The sequence below is a fragment of the Saccharothrix sp. ALI-22-I genome (genome assembly GCF_001984175.1).
Lineage (GTDB): Bacteria > Actinomycetota > Actinomycetes > Mycobacteriales > Pseudonocardiaceae > Actinosynnema.
In genome coordinates, this window is the sequence record NZ_MTQP01000066.1 from 473,818 (window position 1) to 493,829 (window position 20,012).

Consider the following 20,012-nt stretch of genomic DNA (forward strand, 5'->3'; position numbering starts at 1 on the left):
CCGGCTACGACAGGGCGCGCCAGGCGTCGGTCAGCAGTGATCGGAACTGGTCCACCTGCTGCGGCGACAGTTCGCTGATCATGCGGCGCTCCACGGCCGCGACGGCCTCGGCTTGGTCGGCGAGCAGTTTCCGGCCCTCGTCGGTCAGGTGGATCAACAGTTCGCGGCGGTTGGCGGGGTTTCGTTCGCGCTCGATGAGGCCGCGCTTCTCCAGCGCGTACACCATGTCCGCCATGGACTGGGCGGTCACGAACGAGTCCCGGGCCAGGCGTGCGGCGGGCAGGCCGTCGTGTCGTTCGAGCACGGTCAGCGCCGTGTACTGCGCTACCGTGATGCCCGAGGGGCGCAGCAACTCGTCGAGGTGTGAGCGCACCACCAACTCCACGCGCTTGACCGCGTAGAGCAACGAGGTCGCGTGCCGTCCCTCGTGGTGCTCCTCTTGGGCCGTAATGGTCATCCCCAACTCCCCCTCCGTCACCAAGCACAGTAAGCCATTGACAGGAAACCTGCTGATGTTAATACTTCGGCCATCAGGTTTCCTGTCGATTACGGACGGACGGTGGCCATGAGCAGCACGCGCAACGACGACGGCCTGCTCTTCATCGGTGGACAGTGGCGGGACGCGGCCTCCGGTGGCCGGATCGACGTCCTGGACCCGTCCACCGGCAGCGTGATCGGCACGGTCGCCGACGGCGGCGCGGCCGACATCGACGCGGCGGTGACCGCGGCCCGCGAGGCGTTCGGCCCGTGGGCCGCCCTCAGTGGACGGGAACGCGCCCGCGTGCTCAACCGGATCGCCGAGCTGATCCGGGAGAACGCCGACGAGCTCGTACGCCTGGAAAGCCTCGACGTCGGCAAGCCGGTGACGCTGGCCCGGGTCGTGGACGTGGCGACCGCCGTCGAGCAGTACGAGTACTGCGCGGGTCTGGCGCAGGGCATCGACGGCGCCACTCGCAAGACCCCGCTCAACGCCTTCGCCTACACCCGCCGGGAACCGCTCGGCGTGGTCGCGGCCATCACGCCGTTCAACTTCCCGCTGATCCTGTCCAGCACGAAGATCGCGCCCGCGCTGGCCGCGGGCAACGTGGTGGTCCACAAGCCGGCCGACGACACGCCGCTGAGCGCGCTGTTCATGGCCAAGCTGTTCCAGCAGGCCGGTGTGCCCGACGGCGTGGTGAACGTGGTGACCGGCACCGGGTCCGTCGCGGGCGACGCGCTGCTGCGCCACCCCGGCGTGGACAAGGTGGCCTTCACCGGCTCCACCGCCATCGGCAAGCACGCCGCGAGCGTCGCGGGTGAGGCGTTGAAGTCGGTCACCATGGAACTCGGCGGCAACGCCGCGCACATCGTCTTCGAGGACGCCGACCTGGACAAGGCCATCGGCTCCATCATCAAGGGATTCGTCTTCAACACCGGCCAGTTCTGCATGGCCGGCCCCCGGCTGCTCGTCGCCCGGCCGCTGTACGACACGGTGGTGGACATCCTCGCCAACGCCGTACCCGGTGTCCCCGTCGGCGACCCGCGCGACCCGGAGACCGTCATCGGGCCGATGGCCGCCGACCGGCACCTGAAGAAGGTGGAGGAGTACGTCGCCCTCGCCCGGCAGGAAGGCGGTCGCGTGGTCTGCGGCGGTCAGCGCCTGGAACTGAACGGCGGCTACTACTACCGGCCCACCGTCATCGCCGACCTGCCGAACGACTCGCGGGTCGTGCAGGAAGAGGTCTTCGGGCCGGTCCTCACGGTGCAGCCGTTCGACTCCGAGGACGAGGCCGTCGAACTCGCGAACAGCACCCAGTACGGCCTGGCCGCGGGTCTCGCGACGACGAACCTGGCCCGTGCGCACCGGGTCGCGGACCGGTTGCAGGCCGGGATCGTGTGGATCAACGACTGGGCGATGCTCGACCCGGCCGTCCCGTTCGGAGGGGTGAAGAACTCCGGTTTCGGCCGCGAGTACGGCCCCGAGGCGCTCGACTCGTACACCAAGGTCAAGTCCGTCGTCATCTCCCTCGACTGAACCCTCCGCTCGACTGAATCCTCCGATTGGGGAATCCCGCTCATGACCACCACCACAGCGGCGATCGTCGAGTCCGGCGGCGCACCGTTCACCCTGACCCAGATCGAACTCGACGAGCCGCGCGCGGGGGAGGTCGTGGTCCGGATGGTCGCGGCCGGCCTGTGCCACACGGATCTCGGTGTGGCGAGCGGCGGGCTGCCGTTCCCCCTGCCGGGGGTGCTCGGCCACGAGGGCGCGGGCGTCGTCGAGCACGTCGGCCCGGGCGTCACCGAGGTCGTGCCGGGTGACCACGTCATCCTGTCGTTCACCTCCTGCGGGCACTGCCGCAACTGCCGTGACGGCCACCCCGCCTACTGCGGATCCTGGCTCCCGCTCAACCTGCTCGGCGGCACGCGCGCCGACGGCTCCGCCACCATCACCCGTGACGGCACGCCGGTCGGCGGCCACTTCTTCGGCCAGTCCTCGTTCAGCAAGCTCGCCATCGTCGACGAGCGCAGCCTGATCAAGGTGGACCCGGAGATCCCGCTGGAATCGCTGGCGCCGCTGGGCTGCGGCGTGCAGACCGGGGCGGGCGCGGTCTGGCACGTCCTGCAACCACGACCGGGCAGCACGGTCGTCGTGCTCGGCGCCGGCGCGGTGGGCCTGTCCGCGGTCATGGCCGCGACCCTCACCCCCGCGACCACCATCATCGCGGTGGACAAGGTCGGTGAACGGCTCGACCTCGCCCTCGAACTCGGCGCGACGCACGTGGTGGACGGCGGCTCGGCCGATATCGCCGAGGCCATCGCGGAGATCACCGGTGGCGCGGGCGCCGACGGCATCGTGGAGACCACGGGCAGCACCGCGGTGCTGCGCAAGGGCGCCGACGCACTCGCCGCACGCGGCACGCTCGTGATCGTCGGCGCTCCCCCGTTCGGCTCCGAGGTCGGGCTCGACGTCAACGCGATGCTGGGCGGCAAGAAGGTCGTCGGCCTCACCCTCGGCGACGGCGAGACCAGGGCGTTCATCCCGGCCCTGGTGGAACTCGTCCGCACCGGCCGGATGCCGATCGGCAAGCTCATCAACCACTACGCGTTCGAGGACATCTCGTCCGCCGTCCGGGACATGTCCTCGGGCAAGACGGTCAAGCCGGTCCTGACCTTCTGAGCGCGCCGGTCACTCCGGTCGAAGCGAGGTTCTCCCCGCGATGATCAGCCCGTAGCATGCGGGCTGATCATCGCGGTTTGCGGACGGCGCAGTCCTGGCGTCGCACGGGCGCAGGCCGCGTCGGCGAGGACCGAGGTTGCCAGTGGGATTTGTCGACCGGCCCCGGAGGGTCGTCATCGTCGGGGCGGGCCTGGGTGGCACCGCCACCGCCATCCGATTACTCCGCTTCGCCCGAGACCCGTTGCAGGTCGTGCTCGTCGAGCGCCGACCCGAATACCGGAACTCGGGTGTGGCGTACCAGCGGGACAGCAACCACTGGCACCACATCTTCAACATCCAGGCGGGCCGGATGTCGGCGTTCCGGGAAGACGTGGACGACTTCGTGAACTGGGCCAACCACGAGGCGGACCGGACCGGCTGGCCCCCGGAGTGGTGTGACTTCACGTTCCACGAGTCCGGCCCGGCGCCCCGTCGGATCTACCCCGACTACCTCGCGAACCGCCTGGCCGAGGCCGCCCGCGAAGCGTGCGACGGGGTGAGGCTGATCGAGGCCGACGGTGAAGTGGTCGACCTGGAAGTCGGCACGGACGTCGTGCGCGTGATCGTCAGCGGTCCCGGTCTGCCGACCGGCGAGGTCGACACCGACGGGTCGGTCGTCGAAGCCAACGCGTCGGTCGTCGAAGCCGACCACGTCGTGCTCGCCACCGGCCTCGAACAGCGGTACCCGGCGTTCGCCGCCGAGGTGGCCGACCACCCCGCGTTCGTGCGCAACGCGTACTCGCAGGCCGGTATCGAGCGGGTCCTCGGTGTTCGGCCGGACGGCGTCGTCGCCATCATCGGCACGTTGCTCACCGCCTACGACGCGGCGACGGTCCTGCTGCGCCGCGGTCACACCGGCAGGATCCACATGATCTCGCGCTCCGGTCTGACGCCGCGGACCTATCCCGCGGACCACCGGCACCGCGTCATCGACCTGCCGCGCCCTCGACTCCTGGACGACGACACCTACGACGGGCAAAAGGCTTTCGTCCGCCGTTTCACCGAGGAATGGGGACGGGCCCGCGCCGTCATCGCCCGCGACCACCCGGAAGTGTCGCCGGACGTGGTGACCGAACGCATCGCCAAGGCGTGGGAGCCCTACTTACCCGAGGTCCTGGCGAAAATCCCGTCGGCCGAACTCCGCGGCCTCCTCAACCGCTACGGGAGCCTGTTGGCGGTGCTGCGGGTCAGCGCCATGGCGTACACCACCGAAGTAGTCGACGCCGCCATGGGCGAAGGCGGCCAGGTGGTGATCACCACCGGCGGCGTCGAGGAGATCCGCGCCACCGAGACCGGCAGGCTGGTCCTGTCCATCGCGTCGGAACAGGCGACGCAGACCATCGAAGCGGACCTGGTGATCTCGAACTTCGGCCGCGAATCGGATTACCGACGCGTCGACTCGCCGCTCTGGTCGAACCTCCTGCGGAAGAAGATCGCCGTCGCGCACGAGCGCACCGGTCGGGGCGTCGAGGTGGACGTCCGCGGAAACCTCCTCGGGCCGGGTGGCATCCCGTCCGGGCCGATCTCGGTGATCGGCAGTCCGCGTGAGGGCGACGAGATCGTTCGAATCGGCCGGACCGGCGCGTTCACGTTCAACCTCGCGGCGATCAAGAACCATTCCGTGGTCGTCGCCGCCACCGCGCTGCACCGGCTCGAACGCCGCTACGACGAACAGGCCGCCGATGTCGTCGCGATGTCGGCCGATCCGCCGGACGGGGAATTGGCCGACGCGGTGGCGCATTCCGTCGCACTCGACGTGCGGCGCATGGCCACCCGGCGTCGCGACGACCGCGAGGCGCTGGGAACCCGCGTCGAAGAGAGCATCCGGGCGATCCGCGAAATCACGACCCGCGATGACATGACCCCGGTGTCGGATCGCGCGTTGCGGTACGCGGTGAACGCGGCCGCCACGACGAAGTTGACCGATCTGTCCGTGACGCCGCGCGAACTCCGTTCCGTTCTCGGGCTCGACGAACCGGCGGAGTAGTCCGAGCGCATTGCACCGTCCACAGCGGGCACAACGGGATTCCCGCGAGCCCGCACTCGGGAAGATGCACGGTCCGTCGAACGGGTGCGAGGCTCGCCTCATGATCGGCTCCGACTCGGTAGGAGACGCCGTGCACCTTCGGGAAATCACCGGGGTACTGCTCGTCGGTTCGCCGTCGACCAGCGTCAGCGGTCTCTGCAACCACACCGGGAGACCCGTCGAGGGTTCCGTGCTGGTGGTCGAAGCGCTCGGCCCGGAACTCTACGACACCATCGTCGCCTCGGCCGCCGTGATCTGCTCCAGCGGAGGCCGGACCGGCCACATGGAGTCCCTGTGCCGCTCGCGGGGTATCCCGGTGCTCCGGGTGGCGCAGTCCGAACTCGCCGGCATGACCGGTCTGGTCACCGTACGGACCGACCGCCAGTCGGTCACGCTCGGCGAGGCCGACACCCTCGTCCGGGCCGCGCAACTCCCGGCGGTCGCCATCGGCGACCTCGGGTCGATCTGCGTGGTCATCGCCGACGCGACCGACATCCAGTCGACCAACGCGATCGCTCCCCGCGTCGAGCAGGTGACCTCCTTCTTCATCCGCGAGGAGTTCGTGTGCCTGTCGACCGGTCTGAGGCCGCTCGACCTGCTCCGGGAGGGGGTCGAGGGCGCCGAGGGCTACGGGGTCGCCATCGCGGCGGAGCTGTGCTCCTTCGTCAAGGAACTCCTCCCCGGCCAACGCCTGGTCATGAGGCTGCTCGACCTGCGATCGGACGACGCCGCACGGATCACCGACGTGGTCGACGTGGACCACGAGCCCAACCCCGAACTCGGGCTGCACGGCGCGCGGTGGCTGCTGCAAGAGCCCCACTACCCGCGGGCGTTCCAAGCCCTCCGCGCCCACGTGCGGGAACGCCTGGGCCCGGAAGCGGACCGGGTGAGCTTCGCGGTGCCGTTCATCAACGACCTGGACGAGTACCTTGGCCTGCGACAGCGCCTCGGACTGTCCGACGACGAGCCCCTGTCCGTCTTCGTCGAGACCCCGGCCGCCGTGCACTCCACGGCCGAGTTCTGCGCCGCCGGAGCCAGTGAGATCTTCGTCGGGACCAAGGACCTGACCCAGTTCTACCTCGCCGCGGACCGGGGCAACCACCTGGTCGCCGACTCCTACCAGACCCGGCACCCGGCGGTCATGGCCGGACTGCGCCAGGCGGTCGTGGCCGGCCGCAGCGCGGGCGTCCCGGTCCACGTCTTCACGCTCGGCGGCGACGCGGCCCACTACCTCGGGCAGCTCCCGGCGGACCGGTTCATGATGTGCACCGCCGAACTGGCGCAACTCGCCCAGCAGGGCGGACGACTCGCGGATCACCAGGACCGGGGCGAGCACGGTGCCTGCTGCTGCGGACCGCACGCCGGCTGAGCCCGTTCGGGGAGCCCCGATCGAACCGGGCTCCCCGAACCGGTCGGCGATCACGCGCAGGTGAGCTTGGGACTGCCCCAGTCGGCGTGGTCGGAGTCGATGCCGTTGCCGGCGTCGGTCACGACGAGCCGCAGCACGTCCGCGCCGGACACGGCGGCCGACAGCGATTTCGGCGCCGCCGCCCCCGTCAACGTCCCGCTGTCGGCGGTGGTGCGCGGCGGTGGTGCGTTCAGGCGGGCAGGCCCCAGCGGGCGCCCGGTGCGGAGATCGGCACGGGCTTGACGGCGAGATCGGGCGTGACGCCCTGCGGGTGCACGAGCACTTCACCGCCGCGCGCCAGGTCGATCTCCAGCGTCCCGTCACCGCGGTCACGGTGGGGAACGGGATCGCCGGCGGGGGTGCGCACGGTCACCGCACCCGTGATGCCGTGCCGCAGGCCAGCGGCTCGCCCGCCCGGCTGCGCACCAGGACGAACCGCGTGCGCCCGCCACGGCGGACCGCCGTCACCTCGAACGCGCCCTCGGCCAGGTGCCGGTCCAGCGCGACGTCGGCCCACGCGGTCGGCACGGCCGGGAACACCCGCACGATCCCGCCCCAGCTCTGCAACACCATGTCGTGCAACGTCTGCGCGGCCGACAGCGGGGTCTCCACCACCGGGCCGCCTCGGTGTACATGGTGTTCTCCAGCACCGGGTACCGGGTCGAGGTGTCGAACATCTGCACCAGGTACGCCAGGGCGTCGTCACCGCAGAACATTCGCGCGGCGATCGAGCCGGACCCGGAGTAGCTGTAGCCGCGGTGCGCGCCTTCCAGACCCATCCAGTGCTCCAGCGACGTCTCGATCAACGCGCGGTTCTGCGGCTGGTCCCAGTTCACCGTCGCCAACGGGAACACCGCGAGCATGTGCGAGTAGTGCCGGTGCGACTTCTCGAACGGCACGCCGGTGCCCACCATGAACCCGTTGGCGTCCACCGGATACGGCACCAGGGTGTCCAGGACCTCCTGCCACCGCTCGGCGAGCGGGTCGTTGATCTTGAGCAGCTTGGCGGAGTCGATCAGGGTCTGGCAGCCCCACCGGATGAGTTGCAGGTCGTAGTTGCAGTCCGGGGCGTTGCCGTAACAACCTCGTCCAGCGCGAGCCGGGCCGCGCCTAGGGCCACCGACTCGGCGCCGAGGGTCGAGATGATCACCTCGATCGGGAACAACGTCAGCCTGGCCAACTCACGCCGGAACGGCTCAACGATCACGTCACCACCCCTGGACATACCGCCGCCGAGCACCACGGCCTCCGGATCAACGGCCAGCGCGAGTATCGCCGCGCCCCGGGCCAGCACGGTCGCGAACTCGGTCAGCACGGCAATGCTCTCGGGGTCACCGGCAGCGGCCGACGCGATCACCAACTCACCCTCCCGGCCACCTTCCCGACCACCACCGCCGCTGCCGCCCTCACCGCTGCCGGCGGCGGCTAGTTCGGCGCCGCGCGCGTGCAGTCGGGCCACCGCCGCTTCCCATCCGAGTGCGGGCAGCGCGCCGATCTCGCCCGCCGCGCCGTGCCGACCCTCGTGCACCCGGCCGCCGAACAGCACACCTGCACCGGCGCGGTGCCCGGCGAACATGTAGACGAGGTCGGCGTGGCTCTGCGCGGCGCCCTTCCAGTGCTCGGCCAGGGCGGCGAGCTTGACGTCGTTGGCGACGGTGACCGGGCGGCCGGTGCCGGCCGACAGCGTCGCGGCGACGTCGACCTCGGTGAACCCGGGCAGCGAGTAGGTCGCGAGCCCGCCACCGGACCGGCCCGCCGACACGTCCCGTGCGCCGTGCTCGGCGCGCAACGCCCCCGTCACCCCGCACGCGACCGCGGTGACGTCCTCCGGGCGCAGCCCCGCGTCGGCCCAGCACGCCAGCGCGTTGTCGACCGCGTCCCGCAGCCGGCTCGGCGCGTCCTGGTCCGGGTCGAGTTCGCGGCGCCGCAGGGCCAGCGTCTCCCCGCGCAGGTCGGTGACCACGGCCATCGTCTTGTGCGCGCCGATGTCGATGCCACCGACGTAGCCGGACGTCGCGCGGAACCGGAAGTGCCGGGGCGGTCGGCCGGACCCGCGTGCCGCCGCCGGGGGCCCCACCTCCTCGATCCAGCCGCCGTCGAGCAGTTCGGCGAGCAGGTTCTCCGCGGTCGGCCGCGACACCCCGACGGCGGCCCGCAACTCACGCAGCGTCAGGACCGGCGCGTCGAGGAACGCGCTCAACGCCGCGGCGACGTTCAGCCGCCGCAACAGCGACGGGTCACCCGACCGGCCACCCGTCTCCTCGTCCCGACTCATCCGACCATTCCATCCCAAGTCGCGTCGGACGAGAAGTCGGGACACGCCGGAGGAACACACCGGAGGGACACACCACCGGTCTCGCGGCCCTGTCTACCGGGGAAACCTGTTCGCGAACTCGGCTGTCACCCCGTCGGGTGTCGTGGCGCGCGCCGACTACTGGACGGCCTCCTGGAGGTGCCCTACGGTGGGTGCTTGGTAAGCGCTTTCCAGAATCATCGCACCGGCACCGTGTCGCCGCCGCCCGCACGGCCGGTCGCCCTTTGGGCACCGACGCGGGAGGGTTGGCTTCGTGCCGCACAAAGAGTCGAACGGGTGGACACGCAGGTCGTTGTTGCGCGGAATGGCGGTCGCGGGGGTGGCCCCGTTGCTCCCCGGCCTCATGCCGGCGGCGGCCGGAGACCCGGGGCCCGATCGGGGCGCGTTCACCCTGGTGCGCAACGGCGTCGCCGTGGACCTGTTCGTGGACCAGGCGGACGATGCCGCCGTCGCGCGCACCGGAGGCGACCTCGCGGCCGACCTGGAACGGGTCAGCGGCGTGCGGCCGAGACTCCTGCGCACCACGTCAGGACTGTCCAAGCAGGCAGTACTGATCGGCACCATCGGTGCGAGCCCGCTCATCGACCGCCTGATCGCCGACGGCCGTCTGGACGCCTCGGGGGTGACCGGTCGTTGGGAGGCATCGGTCACGCAGGTGGTGGACCACCCACTACCGGGGGTGGAACGCGCCCTCGTGATCGCGGGCAGTGACCGGCGCGGCACGGTCTACGGCATCTACGACACGTCCGAACGGATCGGCGTGTCACCGTGGTACTGGTGGGCCGACGTTCCCGTCGAGCACCACGACACCGTGACGGTTCCGGCGAGCACGTTCAAGCGGCACGAACCGTCGGTCCGCTACCGGGGCATCTTCATCAACGACGAGCAGAACCTCACCACCTGGTCCAACCGCACCCAGGAGACCGACAAGCACATCGGACCCGAGACCTACAAGAGGGTCTTCGAGCTCCTGCTCCGGCTGAAGGCCAACTACCTGTGGCCCGCCATGCACCCGTACACCGACCACTTCAACAAGCACTCGGAGAACGCCCGACTCGCGGACACCTACGGCATCGTGGTCGGCTCCAGCCACCCCGAGGCACTGCTGCGCAACGGCGTGCACGAGTGGGCGCCGTGGGCGGAGGAGCACCGCAACGCCGACGGCAGCCTGCCGGCGTACGACTACACGGTGAACCCCGAGGTCATCGCCGACTACTGGAGAGCACGCGCGCGGCAGAACGCCGCGTTCGAGAGCAGTTGGACCCTCGGCATGCGCGGCCTGCACGACTCCGCCCTGGAGACCCGGTACGCCACCACCATCCCGGAGAAGGTCGTGGTGATGAACCGGATCATCTCCGACCAGCGCCGCATCCTGTCCGAGGAGGTCGGCGCCAACGCCACGCCGCAGATCTTCATCCCGTACAAGGAAGTCCTGGAGCTGTACAACAACGGCGTCCAAGTGCCCGACGACGTCACCCTGATCTGGCCGGACGACAACCACGGCAACATGCGGCAGCTACCCAACGACGCCGAACGCGGCCGCGCGGGCGGCAACGGCATCTACTACCACATCTCGTACTGGGGCCGTCCCAAGAGCTACCTCTGGCTGGACACCACGCAGCTGGCCAAGATCTGGCAGGAGCTGCGCCGGGCCTACGACCACCGGGTCGACCGGATGTGGATCATCAACGTGGGTGACATCAAGTCGCAGGAGACCGGCCTGTCCTTCTGCATGGACATGGCCTGGGACGTGAACCGGTGGGGACCGGACGACGTCGACGAGTTCCTGGTCGAGTGGGCCGGTCGCCAGTTCGGGCGCCGGCACGGCCGGGACATCGCCGCCATCCGCACGGAGTACTACCGCCTGGCCACCGAACGACGCCCGGAGTTCATCGACCGCGGCACGTTCTCGCTGGTCCACCACGGTGACGAGGCGGGTCGTCGGATGGCCGCCTACCGGCGTCTGCTGGACCGGACCGAGACGCTCGGCCGCACGTTGCCCCCCGTCTACCAGGACGCTTTCTACGAACTGGTGCAGTACCCCGTGCACGGGGCGTACCTGATGAACCTCAAGTTCCACTGGGCGGATCGCAACGCCCTCGCCGTCCGCCAGGGCAGAGGGGCGGGGGTGAACCGGTACGCGGAACTGTCCGACGCGGCGCACGCGGAGGAGGAGGCGATCACCCGGCGGTACAACACCGAGATCGCGGGCGGCAAGTGGAACGGGATCGTCAACCCGTACCCGTCGCAGATCCCGAAGGCACCCGGCCGGCCGCAGGTGGTCCGGGTGACACCGCAGGAGACCTCGGGCCTCGGGGTGGCCGCCGAGGGGAACGAGGTCGGGGTGGATCGACCGCTCGCCTTCTCCTCCTACCCGCGTGATCGCCGTTTCGTGGACGTGTTCAACACCGGCTTCCTCCCGTTCGAGTGGACGGCGTCGGCCAGTCATCCGTGGGTGCGGTTGAGTTCGACATCCGGCACGATCACCGACCACACCCGGGTGTGGGTGGGGATCGACTGGCAACGGGTGCCGGAGGGGCGGCACGACGCGACGGTGACGTTTGTCGGCACCGGGCAGAGCGTTTCCGTGCCGCTGCACGTGGTCAACGACGGGGAGCGGGCGCGGAACCGGTCCCGTGGGTACGTCGAGGCCAACGGCTACGTCTCGATCGACGCGGCGCACTTCGACGGCCGCGTGGCGCGCGGTGGCGCCGACTGGCGGAAGGTGCGCGGCTTGGGCCGGCGTGGGGCCGCCGTCGAGGCCGTCCCCTCTACTGCGGCTCCCATCACCACCGATCTGACGACCCGCGCGCCGGAACTGCGATACCGGGTGCGCTTCACCACCGCGGGCACGTTCCCGGTGAAGGTCTTCCGGCTGCCGTCACTGGACGAGCGCGGGAGTCGCCGGGTCGCCATCGCCCTCGACGACGGACCGGCCACCGTCCTGACCGGCCAGGCGATCGCCACCGGCAACCGGGGCGACGCCTGGGCGCGCAACGTCGAGGACGGCATCGAGAAAATGGCCGGCTCGGTGGTCGTCACCGCACCCGGCGATCACGTCTTCCGGTTGCTGATGGTGGACGCAGGCATGGCCGTGGACCAGATCGTCATCGACACCGGCGGACTCCCCGCCACCTACCTCGCTCCCCCGGAGAGCTACCACCCGTCCTTCGCCTCCCAGCCCGGCGCGAACAGCGACACACCGGACTGGGACGCACCAGCCTGGGACGCACCGGACTGGCAGGTGCCGGACTGGGAGATGCCCGACAAGCAGGCGGCGTCAGAGGGCAGCTAAGGCGACGTCCGACCCACCAGCATCACGGCAACCGGCCCGCTGTCTCGTCCGCTGTCTCGTCCGGCAGGGCGTACTGCAACGCGCCCGAGGGGCAACGGCGAACCACCTCGACGACGGCATCGGGCGCGGCAGCGTCCGGCCGCACCCACGGCCGAGCCTTCGGCTCGAAAACTTCCGGCAGGCCACGGATGCACTCCGTGGCGTGCCGGCACAGTGCCGCGTCGAACGAGACGGACACTCGTGCGCCGTGGTACGCCTTCGCCCCCGGTGGCGGGAACTGGCTGTCCATTGGCCGTTCCTCTCGGCTGGTCGTTCCTCGCGCCCGCCCGGCACTCAGTCCACGACCTCGCCGCCCGCCCGGCCCTCCGGGGCCGCGTACTCCGGGGCCGCGTACTCCGGGGCCGCGTACTCCGGGGCTGGGGTCGGGGTCGGTCGGGGGGGGTGGGGTCGGTCGGGGGGTCGGTCGGGGTCCTCGTTGTTTCAACCGACGTTTCAACCGCTTGATAACAGGGTTTTATTAGGTGGTCGGGTCATGATCACCCGATCGTGTATCCGGTCGCCGAGTGAGAACGCCTCGGTTGGCGGTGCGGGGTTGTGGGGCTCGGTGATCAGGTGGTGGGTCCTCCGGGGAGGTCGGTGTGCGGGAGGCGGGTGGCGGGGATGACTCCTAGCCGACCGGCCTGGTAGTCCTCGAAGGCTTGGACCAGTTCCTCGCGGCTGTTCATCACGAACGGGCCGTGGTGGGCTACTGGCTCGCGGATCGGCTGGCCGCCCATGACGTACAGGTCCAGCGTTGGTGTGTGCGAGTCCTGGCGGTGGTTGGCGGTGAAGCGCAGGGCGTCGCCTTCTCCGTGGACGGCTAGTTGGCCCAGTTGCACGGGTCGGGCGTCGGGGCCGATTGTGCCGCTGCCCGCTAGCACGTAGACCAGTGCGTTGTAGCCGGGCTGCCAGGGCAGATCCACCTGGGCACCGGGCTCGACGGTGATGTGGGCGAGGGTGATCGGGGTCTGCGTCGTTCCTGGCCCGTGGTGGCCGGCGACGTCACCGGCGATGACGCGGATCAGCGCGCCACCGTCCGGCGAGGTCAGCAGCGCCGACTGGGCACCGCGGATGTCCTGGTAGCGGGGCGGGGTCATCTTCTTCGCCCGTGGCAGGTTCACCCACAGTTGCGTGCCGTGGAACAGTCCTCCGCTCATGACCAGGCTCTCCGGCGGGGCCTCGACGTGCAGGATGCCCGCTCCCGCAGTCATCCACTGGGTGTCCCCGTTGGTGATGCGGCCACCGCCGCCGTTGGAGTCCCGGTGGTCGATGGTGCCGTCGATCATGTAGGTGACGGTTTCGAAGCCGCGGTGCGGGTGCCACGGCGTGCCCATCGGCTCACCCGGCCCGTACTCGATCTCGCCCAGCTGATCGAGGTGGATGAACGGGTCGAGTTCCGCCAGCGGCACCCCGGCGAACGCCCGGCGGACCGGGAAGCCCTCGCCCTCGTAGCCGGTCGGTGCGGTGATCATGCGGCGCACCGGCCGGTAGGCGGTCGCCACCGGGTCGAGTCGAGGCAGTCCGGGCAGGACGAGCACATCGTCGACGGTGATGGCGGGCATGGCGTTCCTTCGTCCGTGCGGGTTGAGGGTTGCGGGTCGCGGTCCTGGCGGTGAGGTCAGGCGCCGGTCAACGCGCCCTTGTTGTTCTCCAGCCACTGCTGGAACGTCTGGAGCTCCGGGTTGAGCCCACGCGCGAAGTCGACGTCACGCGCGGCGTTGAACTCCGGCACCTCGGCGTAGTACTGGAACATGTTCCCGAACTCCACCGCGGCGGGGAACGGCTGCGCGCGCAGCGTGTCGAACGGCACCGCCACGTAGACCACGTCCTCACCCAGCGCGTCGCTCAGGGTGGCGGCCATCTCCGCACCGGTCAGGTGCTCACCGGCCAGGCTCACCGTCTGCCCGATGAGTTCGCCGCCGCGCTTGAAGATGCCGTAGGCGGTCTTGCCGATGTCCTCCGACGCGACGCCGGCGAGCTTGCTGTCGGCCATCGCCATCGCCAGGACCAGCTTGCCGTCCTCACCGCGCTGCGGCGCGAGCAGGCTGAGCAGGTTCTCCCAGTAGAACGTCGTGCGCAGGAAGGTCGTCGGCACGCCGGCGTCGACGAAGACCTGGTCGGCCTCGGCCTTGGCGTCGAAGTGCGGCACCTTGTACGTGCCCATCAACGTCGGCATGCGGTCGTCGTCGAGCGGGATGTGGTCGCGGGTGTCCTCCAGCGTCGACCAGATCGCGTGATCGACGCCGGCGGCCTTCGCGGCCCGCGCCATGGTGGCCGCGTCCTGCTTCTCCTGCTCCGGCGACTGGTGCTCCCAGAAGTTGGTCATCAGGAACGCGCCGTGCGCCCCGTCGAGCGCCTTGGTCAGGGCCGCCTCGTCGCGGATGTCCACCTCGACCAACTCGGCGCCCAGGGCGGCGAGCTCCTGCGCCCGAGCCGAGGTGACGTCGCGGGTCAGCGCCCGGATCCCGAACTCGCCGCTCTGGTCGGCCAAGGCCGCGCGGGCCAGCCCGCCGCCCTGGGAACCGGTCGCACCGACCACAGCGATGATCTTCTTCTCCACAGCTCTCCACCTCACGATCGAACGTGCATGACATATCATGTACTACACCGATATACATGACACGTCAACTTCTCCGCTAGACTGGAACGCATATGGACGAGATGTCGCAGTGGCTCAGCCCGGCAGAGCAGCACGCCTGGCGCAGCTTCCTCCGGATGCAGGAGAAGCTGGCCGCCCGACTGGGCCGCGAGCTGCTGACGCAGTCCAAGCTGTCCCCCGCCGACTACGGCGTGCTCGTCGAACTCACCGACACGCCCGACGGCCGACGACGCCTCCAGGACCTGGCCAAGGCGCTGGAGCGGGAGCAGAGCCGGATGTCCCACCACATCGCCCGGATGACCAAACGCGGCCTGGTCACTCGGGAGGAGTGCGCCGACGACGGACGCGGGGTCCTCGTGGTCATCACGCCCGCCGGCCGCGCGGCCATCGAGGCCGCCGCACCCCACCACGTCGACACCGTCCGGCGACTGTTCATCGACCGGCTCACCCCGGAGGAGCTCGGCACGCTCACCCGGATCTCGGACCGCATCGTCGCCGAACTGGAGCGGGAACCCGCCGATCAAGCGGACCCCTCGGTGAACGGCTCAGCGGCAGCTCAGGCCGCCGGCCGGCAGCGTGCGCCACGGCGGCCGAAGCCCTGAGCACGGGCGACCGAGCTGCCGGGCCGCCGATAAATGGCGAACCCGACCGCTCGACGAACCACAGAAAACGCACAACCGACCAATTCCGGACGTTCCGCTCAACTCGAAGGTCCGAATAGTCCCGGAAATACCTCTTCCTGTTCACCCCGTGATAGGCGTGCAGGTCCGCGACCAGCTCGGCCACCTCCGACACCAGGCGGTCGTCACCGAGGACGCCGGTCTCGGCAAACCTGTTATCCGGGGCACCCGCCGGCCGTCTCCTGGGGGAAGGCAGGATGAGGTAGGCGAGGAGCGACGCAGTGGGCAACGGACAACCCGGGGCCGCCACGGTGGTGGCGGCACAGGCAGGCGACCAGAACGCGCTGGACGAGTTGGTGGCGGCCTACCTGCCGCTGGTCTACAACGTCGTCGGGCGGGCGCTGGCCGGCCACAGCGATGTGGACGACGTCGTCCAGGAGACGATGCTGCGCGTCGTCGACGGGCTGGCCCAGCTGCGCGACCCCGAGAGCTTCCGGTCGTGGCTGGTCGCGATCGCGCTGCGGCAGGTCCACGACCGGGGACGGCGGGTGGCGCGCTCCCCGCAGGACGAGCTGGCGCACGACGTCGCCGACCCCGGCGCCGATTTCGTCGACCTGACCCTGCTGCGGCTGGAGCTGTCCGGCCAGCGGCGCGAGGTCGCGGAGGCCACCCGTTGGCTGGACGACGGCGACCGTGAGCTGCTGTCGCTGTGGTGGCTGGAGGTGTCCGGCGAGTTGACCCGGGCGGAGCTGGCGGTCGGCCTGGGCATCACGACGGCGCACGCGGCTGTGCGGGTGCAGCGGGTGAAGGCGTCTCTTGCCGCCGCACGGGCGGTCGTGCGGTCGTTGCGGGCGGAGCCGCGCTGCGTCGACCTGAACGTGGTCGTGCGCGACTGGGACGGCCGCCCCTCCGCCACCTGGCGCAAGCGGATCGCGCGGCACACCAGGGACTGCCTGTGGTGCATGGCGGCGTGGCAGGAGCAGGTGCCCGCGGAACGCCTCCTCGCCGGGCTGGCACTGGTCCCCGTGCCGGTCGCGCTGCTGCCGGGCGTGCTGGGCGCGATCCGGCCGGACTTGCTGGGCACGTCGTCGGGCGTGTCGTCGGGCACGTCGGGCACGTCGGGCACGTCGGGCACGTCCGGTTCGTCGTCGGGTATGTCGTCGGGTATGTCGTGGAGCGGCCTGCTCGCGAAGCCGGTGGCCGTCGGTGTCGCGGCCATTGTCGCCGCGGCGAGCGCGATCGTCGTCTACACCTCCAACCAGGCGGAACCGACCCCGCAGGCGAACCTGGCCGAGCTGACCACAACCACGACCTCGGCCGTCACCACCACCCCGTCGTCACCGCCGCCGTCCTCGTCGATCGCGCCCACCACCACAACGACCACGACGACCACCACCACCACGAAGCCTGTTCCGACCGGGCCGCGCTACGGCAGCGTCGTGGACACCGTGGACGCCAAACCCGACCCGCGCACCCCGCCCGCACCCCTGCCCGTCCGACCCGCGGGTGAGGTCACCGCCGTCGGCGGCGTATACGAGAACGCCAAGCGCGGCTACATCGGCGGCAAGTACGTGATGATGCGCCGGGGCGAGCACGTGGTGCTCAGCGGACGCGGGTACTTCCGGGTCCGCTACGAGATCGCCTGGTTCAACCGGCCCGGCGGCATGGTGATGCCGACGTGGACGGGGCTGAAGGGCAAGCTGTTCCACGTCGCGTCCGGTGGTGGGCACAGGATGGACGACTCGGCGCCCGGCACCCCGCCGGAGAACACGTGGATGGGGTCGCCGACCGTGGGCCCCAACGGTCCGGCGTCCGGCTACGTCGGGCTGCCGCCGGGCGCCCAGCAGATGTGGCAGAACGAGTTCTTCTACCTCGACGGCGAGGTCACGCTCGGCAACAACGAGCGGGGCGCGGACTACAACATCACCGCGACGCCAGTGACGTGGGACGAGGTGACCAAGGACATCACCGCCCCGCCGCCGTCCGAACCGGGCGGCAGGGGCCCGATCCGCTATGGGCTGACCCGCGACACCGGCGACGACGGCGCACCCGTCCCCCAGTACCTCACGCGCGAGACCCCGGCCGATCGTGCCGCGGTCCCGCAGCAGTCCGCGGTGAGCTGAACGCCACAGCGCTCCCCCGTCCAGAGCTGTTTCCAGGAGTCATTCAGTGGGTGCATTCCGCTTGATCAGAGCGACGGCGGTGATGGCGGCCGTCGTGGCGTTGGTCGTTCCGCCGACCGCTTCCGCGCAACCCGGGGGCAAGGACGTCACGGCCGACATCAAGGCGAACCGGAACGTGGTCCTCACCGGCGACGCCGTCGTGCGGCTGACCGGTGGCACGACCACCTACACCGGGGTGATCTCCGGTGTAGGCACGTTCACCGTCGAGGGAACCGGCACGCTGGTGGTGGTCAAGAACAGCGACTTCACCCTGCCGGCCGACCGCAGGCGGCAGAAGATCGTCACCGTGGGCGGGAACCACCCGGTGACCACGATCGAGAACCCCGATCCACCCGGCGTGATCGTGCGACGCGGCGCGACGCTCCAGTACGGGCCGGGGACGGGCGGCGACGGTGTGATCGGGCACTTCACCCAGGCGCCCGAGGTGCAGATCAACAACCTCAACCACCAGGTCGACGGCACCCTGGACGTGGCCGTGCACCGGCTGGTGAACCTCGGCATCCTCACTGGCACCGGCCTGGTCAAGCAGCGCAGGTCGACGTGGCCCGGCATCGACCTGCCGGGCGCGCACCCGTTCTCCGGAATCCTGTACGTCGGCACCGGCGCGGGTTACGGCAGCCTGCACTTCGTCACCTCGACGCCGAATCTGCGCAAGGTGCTCAACCTCGGCTCGTTCATCCACCACGCGGCCGACAAGCAAGTGACCGCCAACCGCGCCGACGTGTACTCGCAGGTGTGGGGCAGCGATATCAACTTCCACACCTGGGGCTCGGGCGTGGTGCTCATGTCCGGCGTCTACAGCTGGTCGGACAACGGCTCGGACACCGACCCCGCGCTCGGCGACCCGGCCCGCAACTTCGCCGTGGTGCCGCACAACGACAACAAGCGCGGCATCAACATCGAGGGCGCGACGGTGCAGTGGGGCGACGGCACCCACAACCGGTTCTTCCTGCCGGGCAACGAGAAAACCGTCTACATCAACATGCACGCCGAGCGCAACGGCACCAGGAGCAGGCTGACGCTGGACTACAACGGCCCGGTCACCCTCGATGCCCCCATCTCCGGCGGCATCTACCACGACACCCTCAAGGACGTCGGCCGCGGCGACGTCGTCATCGCGGCCACCCCCGGCAACGCCGTCACCTTCACCGCACCGCAGAACTACGACGGCAGCACGACCATCGGCGCGGGCGCGTCGCTGCGCCTGGGTGACGGCACACCGCAGGGCGACAGTTCGTTGCTCGGTGGCGGGATCGTCGTGGACGGCGAGCTGATCCTCCAGAACGCCGCGCAGGGCGTGCAGCTGTCCGGCGTCGGCGGCGGGGGTTCGCTGACCCAGGCCGGTCCCGCCACCACCACACTGACCGGCGGAATCACCTACCAGGGCAAGACCACTGTCAAAGCCGGGACGCTCGCCGTCACCGGGGGCACTCTCGCGGGCAGCGGCGCGATCGACCTGACCGCGCCGGGCGCGACGCTGGACCTGGCGAAGGCGGGCGACCAGACCATCAACAACCTCGGAGGCTCCGACGGCAGCACCGTTCTGGCGGGCACCGCCCTGACCGTCCACGCCACCGCGGCGACGACCTTCGCGGGCGCGATCACCGCACCGGGCGAGACCGCGGTGGTGAAGACCGGCCCCGAAACTCTCACTCTCACCGGCGCGAACACCACACCGAACGGCCTGTGGACCGTCCGGGAGGGCGTGCTCGGACTCTCCGCGTCACTGCAAGCGCGCAGCCTGACCGTGGAACCCGGCGGGGCCCTGAACGCCGGCGGCACGGTCGAGGGCGCGGTGGAGAACTCCGGGACGGTCACCGCCGACGGCCTGACCGTGCAAGGCCCCTACACCCAGCGGCCGGGCGCCAAGATCGTCGCGGGCCGCATGACAGTCAGCGGCCCGGTGGTGCTCGCGGGCGCGTTCGAACCGGGTCCGGGGGCGTCGGGCGTCGTCATCGACAACACCGGCGCCGACGCGGTGACCGGCACGTTCGACGGACTGCCCGAAGGTGCGCAGGTCGGCGCGCTCCGGATCACCTACCGGGGCGGCGACGGCAACGACGTCGAGCTGACCGACAAGTCCGCCACGGCCGACGAGCTCGCCCAGAGCATCGGCGGATCGCAATCGCTCACGACACCGACGAGCGGGAACGTCCTGCTGTGGTCTGCGATCGCCGGGGTGTCCGCGTTGCTGTGCGGTGTCCTGCTGCTCCTGTTCCGCCGTCGCCGTCGCCGCCGACGTCACTGACGCCATCGGCGTTCCACGGATTCCGGAAGATCTTCCGCCATGTGTCGGGGGGGCCGCTGCCGCTGTGGCTGCCCACTTAGG

At 70.3% G+C, this 20,012-nt stretch carries 16 protein-coding genes and 1 pseudogene; 8 read left to right on the forward strand and 9 right to left on the reverse strand.

Annotated elements, in window-relative coordinates; all coding sequences use genetic code 11:
- Window positions 1-4 precede the first annotated feature (4 nt).
- Complete coding sequence (locus ALI22I_RS30595; protein ID WP_077008988.1) at window positions 5-457, reverse strand: MarR family winged helix-turn-helix transcriptional regulator; 453 nt, start codon at window positions 455-457, stop codon at window positions 5-7.
- A 108-nt stretch (window positions 458-565) separates the two neighbouring features.
- Here ALI22I_RS30595 and ALI22I_RS30600 point away from each other — a divergent pair, with 108 nt between their 5' ends.
- From ALI22I_RS30600 to ALI22I_RS30615, 4 genes are all read left to right on the forward strand, one after another.
- Window positions 566-2,014: an aldehyde dehydrogenase family protein gene (locus tag ALI22I_RS30600; protein ID WP_077008989.1), complete on the forward strand. Its 1,449-nt coding sequence runs from the start codon at window positions 566-568 to the stop codon at window positions 2,012-2,014.
- A 42-nt stretch (window positions 2,015-2,056) separates the two neighbouring features.
- Window positions 2,057-3,160 (forward strand): NAD(P)-dependent alcohol dehydrogenase, encoded by a 1,104-nt coding sequence (locus ALI22I_RS30605; protein WP_077008990.1) that lies wholly within the window; start codon window positions 2,057-2,059, stop codon window positions 3,158-3,160.
- A 142-nt stretch (window positions 3,161-3,302) separates the two neighbouring features.
- A complete protein-coding gene (locus ALI22I_RS30610; RefSeq protein WP_077008991.1) occupies window positions 3,303-5,186 on the forward strand; it encodes an FAD/NAD(P)-binding protein in 1,884 nt (627 codons plus the stop codon).
- A gap of 130 nt (window positions 5,187-5,316) precedes the next feature.
- Window positions 5,317-6,594 (forward strand): putative PEP-binding protein, encoded by a 1,278-nt coding sequence (locus ALI22I_RS30615; protein WP_238598657.1) that lies wholly within the window; start codon window positions 5,317-5,319, stop codon window positions 6,592-6,594.
- A 50-nt stretch (window positions 6,595-6,644) separates the two neighbouring features.
- Here ALI22I_RS30615 and ALI22I_RS30620 read toward each other — a convergent pair whose 3' ends face one another.
- From ALI22I_RS30620 to ALI22I_RS30635, 5 genes and pseudogenes are all read right to left on the reverse strand, one after another.
- Window positions 6,645-6,842, reverse strand: coding sequence for an NPCBM/NEW2 domain-containing protein (locus ALI22I_RS30620; RefSeq protein WP_083752138.1), 198 nt, complete (start codon window positions 6,840-6,842; stop codon window positions 6,645-6,647).
- The gene (locus ALI22I_RS30625; RefSeq protein ID WP_077008993.1) at window positions 6,824-7,006 is read right to left on the reverse strand and encodes a hypothetical protein; all 183 of its coding nucleotides are present in this window, start codon (window positions 7,004-7,006) and stop codon (window positions 6,824-6,826) included. Before ALI22I_RS30625 ends, ALI22I_RS30620 begins: the two co-directional genes overlap by 19 nt.
- Window positions 7,003-7,248 (reverse strand): hypothetical protein, encoded by a 246-nt coding sequence (locus ALI22I_RS30630; protein WP_077008994.1) that lies wholly within the window; start codon window positions 7,246-7,248, stop codon window positions 7,003-7,005. Before ALI22I_RS30630 ends, ALI22I_RS30625 begins: the two co-directional genes overlap by 4 nt.
- Window positions 7,249-7,331: 83 nt before the next feature.
- Window positions 7,332-7,682 (reverse strand): annotated as a pseudogene (locus ALI22I_RS55715) (glycosyl hydrolase family 95 catalytic domain-containing protein); the annotation flags it as partial.
- Window positions 7,649-8,908, reverse strand: coding sequence for an ROK family protein (locus tag ALI22I_RS30635; protein WP_077008995.1), 1,260 nt, complete (start codon window positions 8,906-8,908; stop codon window positions 7,649-7,651). The gene ALI22I_RS30635 and the pseudogene ALI22I_RS55715, both read right to left, overlap by 34 nt.
- A gap of 292 nt (window positions 8,909-9,200) precedes the next feature.
- Here ALI22I_RS30635 and ALI22I_RS30640 point away from each other — a divergent pair, with 292 nt between their 5' ends.
- Complete coding sequence (locus ALI22I_RS30640; protein ID WP_238598659.1) at window positions 9,201-12,242, forward strand: glycosyl hydrolase 115 family protein; 3,042 nt, start codon at window positions 9,201-9,203, stop codon at window positions 12,240-12,242.
- A 22-nt stretch (window positions 12,243-12,264) separates the two neighbouring features.
- Here ALI22I_RS30640 and ALI22I_RS30645 read toward each other — a convergent pair whose 3' ends face one another.
- The 3 genes from ALI22I_RS30645 to ALI22I_RS30655 all read right to left on the reverse strand — a co-directional run bounded on the left by ALI22I_RS30645 (window position 12,265) and on the right by ALI22I_RS30655 (window position 14,841).
- Window positions 12,265-12,531 (reverse strand): (4Fe-4S)-binding protein, encoded by a 267-nt coding sequence (locus tag ALI22I_RS30645; protein WP_077008996.1) that lies wholly within the window; start codon window positions 12,529-12,531, stop codon window positions 12,265-12,267.
- A gap of 319 nt (window positions 12,532-12,850) precedes the next feature.
- The gene (locus ALI22I_RS30650) at window positions 12,851-13,843 is read right to left on the reverse strand and encodes a pirin family protein (protein ID WP_077008997.1); all 993 of its coding nucleotides are present in this window, start codon (window positions 13,841-13,843) and stop codon (window positions 12,851-12,853) included.
- A gap of 56 nt (window positions 13,844-13,899) precedes the next feature.
- The gene (locus ALI22I_RS30655) at window positions 13,900-14,841 is read right to left on the reverse strand and encodes an NmrA/HSCARG family protein (protein ID WP_238598660.1); all 942 of its coding nucleotides are present in this window, start codon (window positions 14,839-14,841) and stop codon (window positions 13,900-13,902) included.
- 92 nt (window positions 14,842-14,933) lie between these two features.
- Between ALI22I_RS30655 and ALI22I_RS30660 the strand changes: the two genes are divergently transcribed.
- The 3 genes from ALI22I_RS30660 to ALI22I_RS30670 all read left to right on the forward strand — a co-directional run bounded on the left by ALI22I_RS30660 (window position 14,934) and on the right by ALI22I_RS30670 (window position 19,931).
- The gene (locus tag ALI22I_RS30660) at window positions 14,934-15,482 is read left to right on the forward strand and encodes a MarR family winged helix-turn-helix transcriptional regulator (protein WP_077008999.1); all 549 of its coding nucleotides are present in this window, start codon (window positions 14,934-14,936) and stop codon (window positions 15,480-15,482) included.
- Window positions 15,483-15,781: 299 nt separating this feature from the next.
- Window positions 15,782-17,623, forward strand: coding sequence for an RNA polymerase sigma factor (locus tag ALI22I_RS30665; protein ID WP_077009000.1), 1,842 nt, complete (start codon window positions 15,782-15,784; stop codon window positions 17,621-17,623).
- Window positions 17,624-17,669: 46 nt separating this feature from the next.
- A complete protein-coding gene (locus tag ALI22I_RS30670) occupies window positions 17,670-19,931 on the forward strand; it encodes an autotransporter-associated beta strand repeat-containing protein (RefSeq protein WP_238598661.1) in 2,262 nt (753 codons plus the stop codon).
- The last annotated feature ends 81 nt before the right edge of the window (window positions 19,932-20,012 follow it).